This is a genomic window from Deferrisoma camini S3R1 (assembly GCF_000526155.1).
In the GTDB taxonomy this organism is placed as follows: domain Bacteria; phylum Desulfobacterota; class Deferrisomatia; order Deferrisomatales; family Deferrisomataceae; genus Deferrisoma; species Deferrisoma camini.
Genome location: NZ_JAFN01000001.1, coordinates 925,955 through 940,360, shown reverse-complemented (window position 1 = coordinate 940,360; position 14,406 = coordinate 925,955). Strand labels below are relative to the sequence as shown.

At 70.0% G+C, this 14,406-nt stretch carries 7 protein-coding genes; 4 read left to right on the top strand and 3 right to left on the bottom strand.

The genetic code is table 11. The annotated features are described in order from the left end of the window. Position 1: 1 nt before the first annotated feature. From DEFCA_RS0104060 to DEFCA_RS0104045, 4 genes are all read left to right on the top strand, one after another. The gene (locus DEFCA_RS0104060; protein ID WP_025321759.1) at positions 2-3,397 is read left to right on the top strand and encodes an AAA family ATPase; all 3,396 of its coding nucleotides are present in this window, start codon (positions 2-4) and stop codon (positions 3,395-3,397) included. 58 nt (positions 3,398-3,455) lie between these two features. Further along, the gene (locus DEFCA_RS0104055) at positions 3,456-5,066 is read left to right on the top strand and encodes a long-chain-fatty-acid--CoA ligase (RefSeq protein ID WP_025321758.1); all 1,611 of its coding nucleotides are present in this window, start codon (positions 3,456-3,458) and stop codon (positions 5,064-5,066) included. 285 nt (positions 5,067-5,351) lie between these two features. Further along, positions 5,352-8,021: an ATP-dependent chaperone ClpB gene (gene clpB / locus DEFCA_RS0104050; protein ID WP_025321757.1), complete on the top strand. Its 2,670-nt coding sequence runs from the start codon at positions 5,352-5,354 to the stop codon at positions 8,019-8,021. Positions 8,022-8,188: 167 nt separating this feature from the next. Next, complete coding sequence (locus DEFCA_RS0104045; RefSeq protein WP_025321756.1) at positions 8,189-10,276, top strand: thioredoxin domain-containing protein; 2,088 nt, start codon at positions 8,189-8,191, stop codon at positions 10,274-10,276. Positions 10,277-10,285: 9 nt separating this feature from the next. On the opposite strand, the gene DEFCA_RS0104040 is transcribed toward DEFCA_RS0104045, so the two are convergent. The 3 genes from DEFCA_RS0104040 to ftsY all read right to left on the bottom strand — a co-directional run bounded on the left by DEFCA_RS0104040 (position 10,286) and on the right by ftsY (position 14,108). Beyond that, complete coding sequence (locus DEFCA_RS0104040; protein WP_025321755.1) at positions 10,286-11,185, bottom strand: universal stress protein; 900 nt, start codon at positions 11,183-11,185, stop codon at positions 10,286-10,288. Between the two features lie 12 nt (positions 11,186-11,197). Beyond that, positions 11,198-12,640 (bottom strand): sodium:proton antiporter, encoded by a 1,443-nt coding sequence (locus tag DEFCA_RS0104035; RefSeq protein WP_025321754.1) that lies wholly within the window; start codon positions 12,638-12,640, stop codon positions 11,198-11,200. A 244-nt stretch (positions 12,641-12,884) separates the two neighbouring features. Further along, positions 12,885-14,108 (bottom strand): signal recognition particle-docking protein FtsY, encoded by a 1,224-nt coding sequence (ftsY, locus tag DEFCA_RS0104030; protein ID WP_025321753.1) that lies wholly within the window; start codon positions 14,106-14,108, stop codon positions 12,885-12,887. Between the last annotated feature and the right edge of the window lie 298 nt (positions 14,109-14,406).

Genomic DNA, 14,406 nt, shown 5'->3' with positions numbered 1-14,406 from the left:
GATGGCCCGCCGCCTGACCCGCCAGGTCCGCACGGTCCGGCTCCCCGAGGCCCGGATCCGGGAGATCGAGGACCTGGTCGCCTCGTGGCCCCAGGAGACCAAAGCGTTCATGCGGGCCCGGCTCCACCAGTACAAGCCCCCCACCGGTCTGGTGAACGGGACCATCGAAGGGCTGCTCTCCCTGTTCTTTCCGCAGCCCCCCCGCACGTTCCGCACCCTCAAGGACCCCGCCATCCTCACCGACTGGCAGCGCCGGTTCGAGCTGTCCGGGGAGACCAACCCGCGTCAGGCCTGGAACCGGATCCTCGAGAAGGAGGTGAGCGCCAACGACTACGAGTACCTGCTGTGGCTGCTGGACCGGGAGCTGTCGGACGTGTTCGTGCCGGAGCCGGTGCGCCGTCTGTTCGAGAAGCTCTACCGGGCGTTCATCCGCAAGGAGTACATGAACGACCCCGCGGTGCCCAAGGCCCCGATCGTGCTGGTGGTGGGCCCCAGCGGCAGCGGCAAGTCCGCCACCGTGACCCAGGCCATCGAAGAGGTGATCTTCCGCAACGAGGTGCGGCCCGAGGTGGACCTGAAGCTCAAGAAGGAGGAGCGGCTCCGGGACGAGCCGTTCTGGAGGACCCTGGAGGCGGTGGACCCCACCCTGGCCCTCGAGATCGCCCGGCGGCGCAAGCTTCGGTTCTACCGCACCCTGGCCCGGACGCCGGTGGTTCGGCGGGTGTTCCAGAAGCGCATCGGCCGGCACCTGGCCGAGCTGGAAGAGCAGGGGGTCTGGGTGGACTACAGCGTGGTCACGCCCAACGACTACCAGACCGCCCTGGCCGGGGAGCCCGGCAACTTCTTCCGCAAGGCCATGGGCGACCCCCGGCGCACCTCGATCCGCCACGTGGAGGAGGCCCACGCGGCCTTTGGCCGGGCCGACGGCCGCGGCTCGGCCGTGGAGAGTCAGCAGCAGACCCTGGTGGACACGGCCAACATCGTGTTGGACGAGATCATCCAGGGCCGGCGGGACTGCCTGCTGGTGGCCACCACGGACCAGCCCGAGAGAATCGACGCGGCCATCTACCGGCGGTTCGTGGAGAAGGGCCGGATCGTGGACGTGTCCGAGTTCTGGAAGGACCCGGAGAACCTCCGGGAGGTGATCCGACTGGAGCTCCGGAGAAACGACATCCCGGTGGAGCCTGCCCCGGGCGCGGCCGGCGGCCGGGAGCTCACCCCCTCGGACCTGGCCGCCGCGGTCGACCGGCTGGGCCCCCTGTTCGCGGAACGGGCGCTGAAGCTCACCCCGGCGTACGTGCGCAAGCTGGTCCACTCGGTGATCGAGATCAAGGGGGACTTCCGGCCCGAGTACCTGGACGACGCCATGCTGATGCGCACCGCGTTCGAGGCCGTGGCCCGCAACGCGTACGGGGACCTGTACAAACGGGTCGTGGACCGCATGGACCGCCGGGTCGGCTGGGACGAGTACGTGGGCGAGATCAAGAACCTGTTCTCCGAGATGGCCAACAACTGCCTCTACTACGGGGCGGCCGAGGAGAAGGGGGTGGTGCTCAGCGGCCCCCCGGGCAGCGGCAAGACCTTCCTGGTGCGGGCGTGGCTCAGCGAGAACCGCGACGTGCACGACATCTCGGTACGCCCCACCGACCTGATGGACCCGTCCAACCCCATCGACGGCACCGTACAGAACCTCGAGCGGGTGTACGACATCGCCAAGATGATCGCCCCCACCGTGGTGTTCTTCGACGAGGCCGACGCCGTGGCCCCCCGCCGCAGCCCCTCGGGCGGCAGCCCCCAGGACAAGGTCACCAACAAGTTTCTAAACATCATCGACGGCGAGGTGCCCCTGAACCGCGTGTTCACCGTGCTCACCACGAACCGGCTCGACATCCTGGACCCGGCCCTGGTCCGGTCCAAACGCCTCAAGGCCCTGGAGATCAGCGGCCACCTGCGCAAGGCCGACATCGTCGGCATCCTCGAGCGCAGGCTCGACGGCGTGCCCCTGGCGCCGGGCATCGACACGACCGCGATCTTCGAGGCCGCCTCCCAGGTCTCCCAGACCCCGGCCGACTTCGCGGCGTTCGTGGAAAAGGCCGCCGGCCTGCGCAAGACCGAGTACGAGGTGATCCTCCGGCTCCGGGCCCTGGTGGAGGCGCCTGACGAGGCCAAGGAGAACTTCGTCAAGTTCAACCTGAAGACCCTGGCCGGCATCCTCGAGGCGCTGGACGCGCCTCAGACCCTGCGCTCCGACATCAAGGCCCGGCCCCTGGAGTTCCTCCACCATTACTATGAGCTCCTCCGGCTGGTGGACCCGGTGGACCGACCGGAGGACTACCCCCTGACCCGGGCCCACCTCCAGGCCGCCCGCCAGGAGCTCGGCCGCAGCCCCACGAAGAAGGGCAAGGTTCAGCTCGACGAGTTCCTCGGGGCGGAGCTGAGCCAGGAACCCCAGGTGGGGTTCATCATCGGCGTGGGCGCGAACGACGTGACCGGCATGCTCCTGCCCATCGCCACGAGCCTCATGTACAACTTCGCGCCCGAGAAGGTGCTGGTGACGGGGGCCGTGTCCAGCTCGGCCCCCAACGCGGCCGAGCTGGACATGGCCGTGCAGATGACCCAGCAGTCGGCCAAGGAGGCGTTCACCCTGGTGGAGAACTACCTCCAGAGCCTCACCCCCAAGATCAACGTGCCCCGGGTGCTGGGGGAGTTCCTCGACCGCTACACGATCCACCACCAGCTCCTGTCCGCCTCCTACACGGTGGGCGGGCCCTCGGCCGGCTACGCCCTGGCCCTGAACACCCTCTCGGCCCTGCTGCACCTGCCGGTGGCCAACGATTTCGGGATCACGGGCGCGCCCTGGACCAAGGGGGTCAAGCGGGGCGAGGTGGGAAGCTCCGTGATCATCGGAGGCCACAAGAAAAAAGCTGAGAAGGTGCTTCAATATTTAAGACGCATGTATATGCCCCTCCAGAACTACAGGGACCTCGACATCGACTACCTGATGGCCTACTGGGAGCAGGGCAAGGACATCCTGGGGGTCACCCACTTCGGAGACCTGGTACCCGAGGTCCTGTGGCTGGGGGACGACTACCACGAGACCCTGGAACGCCTGATCCGCATGCGGGTAGCGTACAAGCTCCGCAAGTACCGGGGCGAACGACCCCCGGCCGACATGAAGCAGCAGATCCTGGAGGCCAAGGCCGAGTTGAGGGCCGCGGCCGAGGACGAGCTGGTCCGCCGGATCGACGCGATCCGTGCCTACCTCCAGACCCCGGATCGGGATCCCCACCTGTCGCTGGAGGAGATCTTCCGCCATCACCAGAGCCGGCGGCTGTGGGGCCTGGTGGGGTTTCGCAGCCGGTGGCGGCGGCCGAACGGGGTGGGCACGGAGGCGTGACCCGGGCGGCGACCACGTTTCCTCCCGGGCATCCCATCAGGACATCAGGAGGTCATCCATGCCGTTTCAGAGCGCCAACTTCGCCCCCCTGACCCCCATGGACTTCCTCAACCGCAGCCGCGTGGTGTTCCGCAACCGGCCGGCCGTGGTGTACGGGGAGGACACCTGGACCTACGGGGAGTTCGCCAAACGCTGCCGGGCCCTGGCCGGCGCCCTGTGCCGCGCCGGCGTGGAACCGGGGGACCGGGTGGCCGCGCTGCTGCCCAACGTGCCGGCCATGCTCGAGGCCCACTTCGGGGTGCCCATGACCGGCGCCCTGCTCGTGGCCATCAACACCCGCCTCTCCCCGGGCGAGGTCTCGTACATCCTCGAGCACTCCGGCGCCAAGGTGCTCGTGGTGGACACGGAGCTGGCGGCCGGCGTGAGAAAGGCCGTGGAGTCGTTCCCCGGCCTGGTCGTGCACGTCTCCGACCCCGCCGCCGAGGACGGCTGGGTGCCCCCGGGCCCCGGCTACGAGGAGTTTCTGGCCGGAGGGTCCGGCACCGAGGTGACCTTTCGGGTCGAGGACGAGGCCACCCCCATCTCGATCAACTACACCTCGGGCACCACGGGCAACCCCAAGGGCGTCGTGTACTCCCACCGCGGCGCGGCCCTGAACGCGATGGGCGAGATCATCGAGACCGGGCTTTCCACGGCCAGCGTGTACCTGTGGACCCTTCCCATGTTCCACTGCAACGGGTGGTGCTTCCCCTGGGCGGTCACGGCCGTGGGCGCGACCCACGTGTGCCTGCGCCGGTTCGACCCGGCCGAGGCGTACCGGTTGATCGAGCGCTGGGGGGTGACCCACCTGTGCGGGGCCCCCACCGTGCTGCGCATGTTCCTGGCCGCCCGGCCTGCCCCGGACTATCGGTTCGCCCGGCCCGTGCACATCGTCACGGCGGCCGCGCCGCCGAGCCCCACCCTGATCGCCCAGGTGGAGGACATGGGCGCCCGGCTCACCCACGTGTACGGCCTGACCGAGGTGTACGGCCCCCACACGGTGTGCGCCTGGCACCCGGAATGGGACGCCCTGCCCCTGGAGGAGCGGGCCCGGCTCAAGGCCCGGCAGGGGGTGGCCTACACCCACGCCGCCTTCCTGCGGGTGGTGGACGAGAACATGCAAGACGTGCCCGCGGACGGCCAGACCCTGGGGGAGGTGGTCATGCGCGGCAACAACGTGATGCTCGGGTACTACCGCCAGCCCGAGGCCACGGCCCAGGCGTTCCGGGGCGGGTGGTTCCACAGCGGGGACCTGGCCGTGGTGCACCCCGACGGTTACATCGAGCTCAAGGACCGCAAGAAGGACATCATCATTTCGGGCGGGGAGAACATCTCCACCATCGAGGTGGAGAACACCCTGTACAAGCACCCGGCCGTGGCCGAGTGCGCGGTGGTGGGTGTTCCCGACGAGAAGTGGGGCGAGGTGCCCAAGGCGTTCGTAACCCTGAAACCCGGAGCCACCGCCACGGCCGAGGAGCTGCGGGCCTTCTGTCGGGAGCGGCTGGCCCACTTCAAGTGCCCCAAGCACTTCGAGTTCTGCGAGCTGCCCAAGACCAGCACCGGTAAGATCCGCAAGAACGTGCTGCGCCAGCAGGAGTGGTCCGACGCCGCGGCCCGGATCCGCGGCTGAGCCCCTCCCCGCCCCCGGCAGGCCCCGGCGCATCCACCGAGGATGCGCCGTTTTTTCCGGCCCCCCTCCCCCGTCTGCGCGGCGGGTCCCAAGGCCCGGCTTCGCACCCGGCTCTCCGGCAGGGCCCCTTGCCCCGCCCTCAAGGGCTCTCGGTTTCGGCGCAGCTCGGCACCAAACCCGGCGAGGGCGACTTGCGTTCCCCCCTTTCGGCCTTACCTTTGTGGCCGCGTACGAACTCGCAGAAGACCAACCGGCCCGATCGGGGCCGAGAAGGAGAAGGAGACCATGGACCTGAACCGACTGACCCAGAAGTCCCAGGAGGCCCTTGCCGAGGCCCAGAAGATCGCCATGAAGCGCGGCCACGTGGAGGTGGACGGGGAGCACCTGCTCCTCGCCCTGGTGGACCAGGCCGACGGCCTGATTCCCCGACTGCTGGAGCGGCTCGACGTGGTGGTGGCCGACTTCCGCGCCAAGGTGATCCGGGCCCTGGACACGCGGCCCCAGGTGTCCGGCCCGGGGGTCGAAGGCGGAAAGATCTACGTGACCCAGCGTCTGAACCGGCTCCTGGTTCGGGCCGAGGAGGAGGCGAAGCGGCTCAAGGACGAGTACGTGTCGGTGGAGCACCTGGTGCTCGCCATGATCCGCGAGGGTACCGAGACCGAGGCCGGCCGGATCTTTGCGGAGTACGGCGTCACGGCCGAGCGGTTCATGGAGGCCCTGGTGGCCGTGCGGGGCCACCAGCGGGTCACCAGCCCCACGCCCGAGGCCACCTACGAGGCGCTGGAGCGCTACGGCCGGGACCTGGTCAAGGAGGCGCAGATGGGCCGGCTCGACCCCGTGATCGGCCGGGACGCCGAGATCCGGCGGGTGATCCGGATCCTCTCGCGCAAGACCAAGAACAACCCGGTGCTGATCGGTGAGCCCGGCGTGGGCAAGACCGCCATCGTGGAGGGCCTGGCCCAGCGGATCGTCCGGGGCGACGTGCCCGAGGGGCTCAAGGACAAGACCGTGTACGCCCTGGACATGGGGGCCCTGGTGGCCGGGGCCAAGTACCGGGGCGAGTTCGAGGAGCGGCTGAAGGCGGTGCTCCAGGAGATCAAGGAGAGCGAGGGCCGCATCATCCTGTTCATCGACGAGCTCCACACCATCGTGGGCGCGGGCAAGGCCGAGGGCGCCATCGACGCCGGCAACATGCTCAAGCCCATGCTCGCCCGGGGGGAGCTGCGCTGCATCGGCGCGACCACCCTGGACGAGTACCGCCAGTACATCGAGAAGGACCCGGCGCTCGAGCGCCGGTTCCAGCCGGTGCTGGTGGAGGAGCCCACGGTGGAGGACTCGATCTCGATCCTCCGGGGGCTCAAGGAGCGCTACGAGGTCCACCACGGCGTGCGCATCCAGGACAACGCCCTGGTGGCCGCCGCCGTGCTGAGCCACCGCTACATCACGGACCGGTTCCTGCCCGACAAGGCCATCGACCTGGTGGACGAGGCCTGCGCCATGATCCGCACGGAGATCGACTCCATGCCGGCCGAGCTGGACGAGGTGACCCGGCGGATCATGCAGCTGGAGATCGAGGAGGCGGCGCTGAAGAAGGAGAAGGACGCGGCGAGCCGGGAGCGGCTAGAGCAGCTCCGGAAGGAGCTGGCCGACCTGCGGGCCCGGGCGGACGCCATGCGGGCCCAGTGGGACAACGAGAAGGAGGCCATCAAGGCCGTGCAGGGCCTGCGCGAGGAGATCGAGGGGGTGCGCCAGGAGATCTCGGTGGCCGAGCGCAACTACGACCTAGAGAAGGCGGCCGAGCTCAAGCACGGTCGGCTGCCCGAGCTGGAGCGCCGGCTCCGGGAGAAGGAGGCCGAGCTCAACCGGCTGGGCGGCACGCGGCTCCTGCGGGAGGAGGTGACCGAGGAGGAGATCGCCGAGATCGTGTCCCGCTGGACCGGGATCCCGGTGTCCCGGCTGATGGAGGGCGAGCGGGAGAAGCTGCTCCGGCTCGATGAGGTGCTCCACCGTCGGGTGGTGGGCCAGGACGAGGCCGTGCAGCTCGTGGCCGACGCGGTGCTCCGGGCCCGCTCCGGGATCAAGGACCCCCGGAGGCCGATCGGGTCGTTCATCTTCCTCGGCCCCACCGGCGTGGGCAAGACCGAGCTGGCCAAGACCCTGGCCGAGGCCCTGTTCGACACCGAGGAGAACCTGATCCGGATCGACATGAGCGAGTACATGGAGAAGCACGCGGTGAGCCGCCTGATCGGAGCCCCGCCGGGGTACGTGGGGTTCGAGGAGGGCGGACAGCTCACCGAGGCGGTGCGACGCAAGCCCTACTCGGTGATCCTGTTCGACGAGATCGAGAAGGCCCATCACGACGTGTTCAACGTGCTGCTCCAGATCCTGGACGACGGCCGGCTCACCGACTCCCACGGCCGCACGGTGGACTTCCGCAACACGGTGATCATCATGACCTCTAACATCGGCTCCCACCACCTGCTCGAGGGGGTCACCGACCGGGGCGAGATCCGGGAGTCGGCCCGGGAGGCCGTGATGCGGGAGCTCCGGGCCCACTTCCGGCCGGAGTTCCTGAACCGGGTGGACGAGATCGTGCTGTTCAAGCCCCTGACCCTGGAGGAGATCGAGCGGATCGTGGACCTGCTGACCCAGGACCTGGTGCGGCGGCTCCAGGACCGGAGGATCCGGTTCGTGCTGACCGAGGAGGCCCGCAAGCTCATCGCCCGGGCCGGGTACGACCCGGTCTACGGCGCGCGCCCCCTCAAGCGCTACCTCCAGCGGCAGCTCGAGACCCGCATCGCCCGCTCCCTCATCGCGGGCGAGGTGCGCGACGGCGCCACCGTCACGGTGGACGCCGAGGACGGCGAGCTCCGGCTCCGGTGGGAGAACCCCTCCGGTGCCGAAGAGAGCCCACCCGACGAGCCCGAGGTGTACGAGGCCGAGGTGGTGAACTGATCGGCTTGCTACAACGCCCCAGCGGGGCCCAGGGGGGCTTTTTGCAACCGGAATCCCGCGGCCGCTTCCCTTCGAGGGGGGCGGCCGCGGTTCGGTTCGGCGGCCGGGCTGGCGCGAACCGCCCGTTGCGGTACCCTCTCCCCCTCACCCTTTCCCCAGAGGCGCCGATGACCCAGCGGCCCAACCGGCTCATTCGCGAGAAGAGCCCCTACCTCCTGCAGCACGCCTACAACCCCGTGGACTGGTACCCCTGGGGCGAGGAGGCGTTCGCCCGGGCCCGGGCGGAGAACCGCATCGTGTTCCTGTCGATCGGGTACGCCACCTGCCACTGGTGCCACGTGATGGAGCGGGAGAGCTTCGAGGACCCGGGGGTGGCCGCGGTCCTGAACACCCTCACCGTGCCGGTCAAGGTGGACCGGGAGGAGCGTCCCGACGTGGACCAGGTGTACATGGCGGCGTGCCAGGCCCTCACCGGCACCGGGGGCTGGCCCCTGACCCTGCTGCTGACCCCGGAGCGGGAGCCGTTCTTCGCGGGCACCTACCTGCCCAAGGAGAGCCGCCACGGCCGGGTGGGGGTGGTCGAGCTGGTGCGCCGCGCCGCGGCCCTGTGGCGGCAGGACCCGGACCGGGTGCGGTCCTCGGCCCGCCAGATCGTGGCGCGGCTTCGAGAGATCGGGGAGGCCCCGCCAGGCCCGTTCTCCGGCCGGCTCCTGGAGGCGGCCACCGAGATCTTCGCCCAGGAGTTTGACCCGGCCCGGGGCGGGTTCGGGGCGGCCCCCAAGTTCCCCACCCCCCACAGCCTGGTGTTCCTGCTGCGCAGGTTCCGTCGAACCGGCGACGAGCACGCCCGCCGCATGGCCGAGATCACCCTCGAGGCCATGCGGCGGGGCGGCATCTACGACCACCTGGGGTTCGGGTTCCATCGCTACGCCACCGACGCCGACTGGAGGCTGCCCCACTTCGAGAAGATGCTCTACGACCAGGCCGGGCTCGTCTCGGCCTATCTGGAGGGCTGGCAGGCGACGGGGAATCACGGGTTCGCCCGCACGGCCCGGGAGATTCTCACCTACTGCCTGCGGGACCTGCGCGGGCCTGAGGGCGGGTTCCACTCGGCCGAGGACGCCGACTCCCAGGGGAAGGAGGGTGCGTTCTACGTGTGGACCCGGGCCGAGATCATGGAGGTGCTGGGCGAGGACCGGGGGGAGCGGTTCTGCCGGGTGTACGGCGTGACGGCCGAGGGGAACTTCCGGGACGAGGCCACGGGCGAGCGCACCGGTGCCAACGTGCTGTACCTCGGCCGGCCCGTGGAGGAGTGGGTCCGGGAGTGGGGCGTGGAGGCCTCGGAGCTAGAGGCCGGTCTGGGGGAGGACCGCAAGCTCTTGCTGGCCCGCCGGAGCCTCCGGCCCCGCCCCGCCAAGGACGACAAGGTGCTCACCGGGTGGAACGGGCTCATGATCTCGGCCCTAGCCCGGGCGGCCTGGGTGCTGGGGGACGGGGGGTACGCCCGGGCGGCGGTGGACACGGCCCGGTTCGTCATGGGCCGGCTCCGGGCGGACGGCCGCCTGCTGCGGCGCTACCGGCAGGGCCAGGCCGGGGTGGACGCCGTGGCCGAGGACTACGCGTTCCTGTGCCGGGGTCTGCTGGACCTCTATGCGGCCACGTTCGATCCGGCGTGGATCGCGGCGGCCCTGGACCTGGCCGAGCGCCTCGTGGAACGGTTCTGGGACGCCGACGCCGGGGGGCTGTTCGACGTCCCCCCGGACGGGGACGCCCTGCCGTGGCGTCCCAAGGAGGTGTACGACGGCGCCGTCCCTTCGGCCAACAGCGCGGCGCTCGAGGCGTTCGCCCGGCTGGGGCTCCTGATCGCGGATCCGGCCTGGACCCGGCGGGCCAGGGACCTGGCCGAGGCCCTGGCGGGCCGCGTGCACCGGTACCCTGCCGCGTTCACGGCCTACCTGACCGGGGCCGCCCACCTGCTGGAGCCCACCCGCGAGGTGGTGATCGTGGGCCCGCCCGGCCGCGACGACACCCGGGCGCTGGTGGAGGCCGTGCGGTCCGAGTACACCCCCGAGACCGCGGTTCTGCTCGCCGCGCCCGACGGCTCTCTGGCTGGAATCGCGCCGTTCACCAGCTCCATGAAGACCGTAGGCGGCCGGGCGGCCGCCTACGTGTGCCAGAACTTCGCGTGTGAGGCCCCCCTCACCGACCCGGATGACCTGGCCGCCGCGCTGACCCGGCCGCCCCCCCTGGGGTGACCGCTCGGGTCACACGTAGCACTCGTCCCGGGCCAGGGGCACCAGCACCACCGGAGTGGGGGCGAGCTCGGCCACCCGGTGGGACGCGCTCCCGACCCACATCTCCCGGATGCCGTGGCGCCCCTTCGTGCCCATCACGATCAGGGTGCTGTGGTAGTCCTGGGCCGCCTGGAGCACGGCCTCGGCCGTATGTCCGGCCAGCAGGTGGGGATCGGCCTCCAGGCCCAGCCCACGCAGGTCCTGGCAGATCGCCTCCATGCGCTCCTTGGCCTCGGCCTCGGCCTCGGCGATCGCCTCGGGGGGGCTCCGCCGGAAGTCCCGTTCGGTGATCACGTGCACCACGTCCACGGCCTTGGCCGCCGGGGCCAGGGCCCGCACGAACCCCAGGGCCCGCTCGCTGTCGGCGGAGAAGTCCGTGGCCAGAAGCACCCGCTCGAACACGTTGGCACCGGGCAGGTCGCAGGCCCCCTCGCCCGTGTGCTTGCACACGAGCACCGGCATGGCCGATCGCCGCAGGACCGCCATGGTGGTGCCACCTAGGTACACGGTGTCGGCCACATGGGCATGCTGCCGGCCGGCCACCACCAGGTCCACCTCCTCCTCGCAGCCCAGCTCCAGGATCTTGCCCTCGGGCGAGCCCACCTCGATCCGGTGCCGGGCCCGGATCCCCTCCTCGGCCAGGCGTTTCTCCCAGTCCTCGAACCGGATCCGGGCCTCCTCCCGGAGCTGGTCCGCGAGCTTCTTGTCGAAGCCCCGGAACAGGTTGTAGGCCACCTCGTCCCGATCGATCACGAACAGGAGGATCACCTCCTCCAGGCCGGCGGCCTTGAGGGGAAGCAGCCGCTCCAGGCACCGGAACGACAGATCCTCGAACTTGGTGGGGAACAGCACCTTGCGAATCGCGTCCATGGCTACCTCCCCTCACCGGAAGAAGACGAGGGTCACGAGAACGAAGGTGGGCACCAGGAAGACCAGGGAGTACTTGAGAATATACCCGAAGAAACTGGGCATCTCCACGCCGGCCTCCTCGGCGATGGACCGCACCATGAAGTTGGGCGCGTTTCCGATGTACGTGTTCGCTCCCATGAACACGGCGCCCGCCGCCACGGCCTCGAGGTAGACCTGCTGGTGCTGGATCAGGTTCAGGATGGCCTGACGCTCCGGCACCCCCGGGAAGAAGTTGCCCAGGGCCGTGTTCAGGAACACCAGGTAGGTGGGCGCATTGTCCAGGAAGCTGGACAGCCCGCCGGTGACCCAGAAGTAGTGGAGCGGCTCCTTGACCGCCTCGATCAGGAAGGCCATGTGGCCCTGGGTGCCGGCCTTCAGGATCTCGAGCACCGGGATCATGGTCACGAAGATGCCGGCGAACAGGTAGGCCACCTCCACGATGGGGAACCAGGTGAACTCGTTGCGCTCCCGGATCGCCCGCCTGGTGGTCCGCAGGGAAAGGATCCCCATCGCCACCAGCAGCACGTCCCGGCCCACACCCGCCACGGACAGGGTCACCCCCAACAGATTGACCGTTCCCAGGCGGGTGTGGAGCACCCCGCTCAGCAGCACCCCCGCCACCACGCCGGCGAGGAACAGCAGGTTGTGCCCTCCCTCGATCCGGAGCTTCGACCCGTCCGGGGCCGGGGGCCGGCCCTCCTCCTTGCGGTAGTAGTACCAGTCCATGAGGAAGAATACGGTCAGCAGCACCGCGGACACCAGCAGCATCGGCGGCAGGATCTTGAAGGTCCAGAAGAACGGCACCCCGTGGAGGAACCCCAGGAACAGGGGTGGATCCCCCAGAGGGGTCAGGGCGCCGCCCACGTTGCACACCAGGAAGATGAAGAACACCACCTGGTAGGTGCGGCGCTTGCGCCAGGTGTTGGCCCGCAGGAACGGCCGGATCAGGAGCATGGCCGCGCCCGTGGTGCCCACCCACGAGGCGATGGCCGTTCCGACCACCAGCAGCAGCAGGTTGACCAGGGGGGTGCCCGCGAGGCTGCCGGTGACCAGGATGCCGCCGGCCACCGTGTACAGGGACCACAGCAGGATGATGAACGGCACGTAGTCGGCCAGGTAGATCTCGATGATCTGGTGCAGCGCCTCGCCCCGGTACGCGACCAGGAACGGCACCGCCAGGGCCAAGGCCCAGAAGGCCGAGACCTTGCCGAAGTGGTGGTGCCAGAACCGGGGCGCCAACAGGGGAAACAGGGCGATGGAGAGCAGGATGCCCACGAACGGAATTCCCCAGTACAGGGCGAGCTCGCTCCCGAGCCCGGCCCCTCCCTCCCCTCCGCCGGAGGCCCACGCCGTGGTGGCGAACAGGGTTCCCAGGGCGATCGCCGCCAGAAGGCGGCCCAGAGGGCGTTTGTCCATTTCTCGCTCCTCCCGGAAAAAGCGGGATGCCGGCCGTGGAACGGTTCGGCCCCGGCCGCTCAAACTTGAGCCTTTTCGGATCCGAACGAAGGCCCTGCGGGGCCGCGGGCCATACCAAGTTGCATGCAACCAGGCGGAGGAACAGGCGTTATCGCCCCCTGCTCGGCGGGGCCGGGGACCCGTCGGAAACCGCGGGTCCCTGGCCCCGCCCCCGGATGCGTATCCGTTGGATGGCAACTTGGTGTCAGAACAGCGCGTCCACGAACGCCTGGGCGTCGAAGGGGCGCAGGTCCTCGACCCCTTCGCCGATGCCGATGTACCGGATGGGGATCTTGAGGTCGTCGCAGATGGCCACGATCACGCCGCCCCGGGCCGTGCCGTCCAGCTTGGTCAGGGCGATGGCGTCCACCCCCACGGCCTCGTGGAACAGCCGCGCCTGGCTCACGGCGTTCTGGCCGGTGGTGGCGTCCAGGACCAGCAGCACCTCGTGGGGCGCGCCGGGCAGGGCCTTGCCGATCACCCGCCGGACCTTCTTGAGCTCCTCCATCAGGTTGCGCTTGGTGTGGAGCCGGCCCGCCGTGTCCACGATGACCACGTCCGCATCCCGGGCCTTGCCGGCCTCCACCGCGTCGAACGCCACCGCGGCCGGGTCGGACCCCTGCTGGTGCCGCACCACCTGGGCCCCGATCCGGTTCCCCCAGATCTCGAGCTGTTCGATGGCCGCCGCCCGAAACGTGTCGCCGGCGGCCAGGATCACCCGCTTGCCCTCCCGGCGAAACCGGGCCCCGATCTTGCCGATGGTGGTGGTCTTGCCCACGCCGTTCACGCCCACCACCATGATCACCCAGGGCCGCACCCCCTCCGGCGCCGGTCGGGCCTCCTCCGCCACCAGGATCTCCCGGATGGCCGCCTTCAGGTGCTCGCGCAGGGCCTCGGGCCGCACCAACTCCTTGCGGCTCACCTTCTCCCGGATCTCGTCCACCAGGTGCATGACCGTGGCCACGCCCAGATCCGCGGTGACCAGGGCCTCCTCCAGCTCGTCCAGGGTCTCGGCGTCGATCTCCTTCTTGCCGAACAGCACCCGGTCCACCTTCTTGGCCAGGCCCTGGCGGGTCTTGGCCAGCCCCTGGCGGAGCCGGGCTAGGAACCCGGCCCGGGCCGGGGAGTCCTCACCAGACCCCTCCTCAGCCTCCCCCTCCCTCTCCTCTTCCGGCACGGGCTCGGGCGGGGCGTCGGCAGGCTCCGGGGGGGGCGCCTCCCCGACCTCCTCGGGCTCGGGCAACGGCTCCTCTTCAGGCGACGGCTCCTGGTCCGCGGGCGGCTCGGGTGCGGGGGCGTCGGCCTCCTCTCCGGATGTCGGCTCCTCGTCCGGCTCCGACGGCGGCTCCGGGGGCTCGACCGCCTCGCCCCCTCCCCGCCGGAACAACCGGCCGAACAGCCCCCGCTTCTTCGGGATTTCCTCGCTCACAGCTCCTCCCTCGTGGTCGGCTAGAAGGCTAAAAAGCTAGAAAGCTGGAAAGCTGGAAAACCCCCTTGATCTCCAAGCGTTCCAGACATAACGCCGCCCCTTTGGCGTCACCCCCCGGTCTCCAGGGGCATGGTCCGGCCTCGAATTTCTAGTGTACCGTTTCGCAAAAACGTATGCGGATTGCAGCGGTGGGGCTGGGGGCTCCGACGAAGCGCGACGGCCGAGCAGCTCGGGCCGCCCGGCGCCAGGGGAGCGGCCGCGGCGCGTGCTCTCACGCGCCGCAGCGGACCGCGCCGAG

Excerpts from the sequence above, each read along its gene's own strand:
- DEFCA_RS0104040 (WP_025321755.1), bottom strand. The coding sequence starts at position 11,185 with ATGGACGCGATTCGCAAGGTGCTGTTCCCCACCAAGTTCGAGGATCTG.
- clpB (WP_025321757.1), top strand. The coding sequence starts at position 5,352 with ATGGACCTGAACCGACTGACCCAGAAGTCCCAGGAGGCCCTTGCCGAG.
- DEFCA_RS0104045 (WP_025321756.1), top strand. The coding sequence starts at position 8,189 with ATGACCCAGCGGCCCAACCGGCTCATTCGCGAGAAGAGCCCCTACCTC.
- DEFCA_RS0104060 (WP_025321759.1), top strand. The coding sequence starts at position 2 with ATGGCCCGCCGCCTGACCCGCCAGGTCCGCACGGTCCGGCTCCCCGAG.
- DEFCA_RS0104055 (WP_025321758.1), top strand. The coding sequence starts at position 3,456 with ATGCCGTTTCAGAGCGCCAACTTCGCCCCCCTGACCCCCATGGACTTC.
- DEFCA_RS0104035 (WP_025321754.1), bottom strand. The coding sequence starts at position 12,640 with ATGGACAAACGCCCTCTGGGCCGCCTTCTGGCGGCGATCGCCCTGGGA.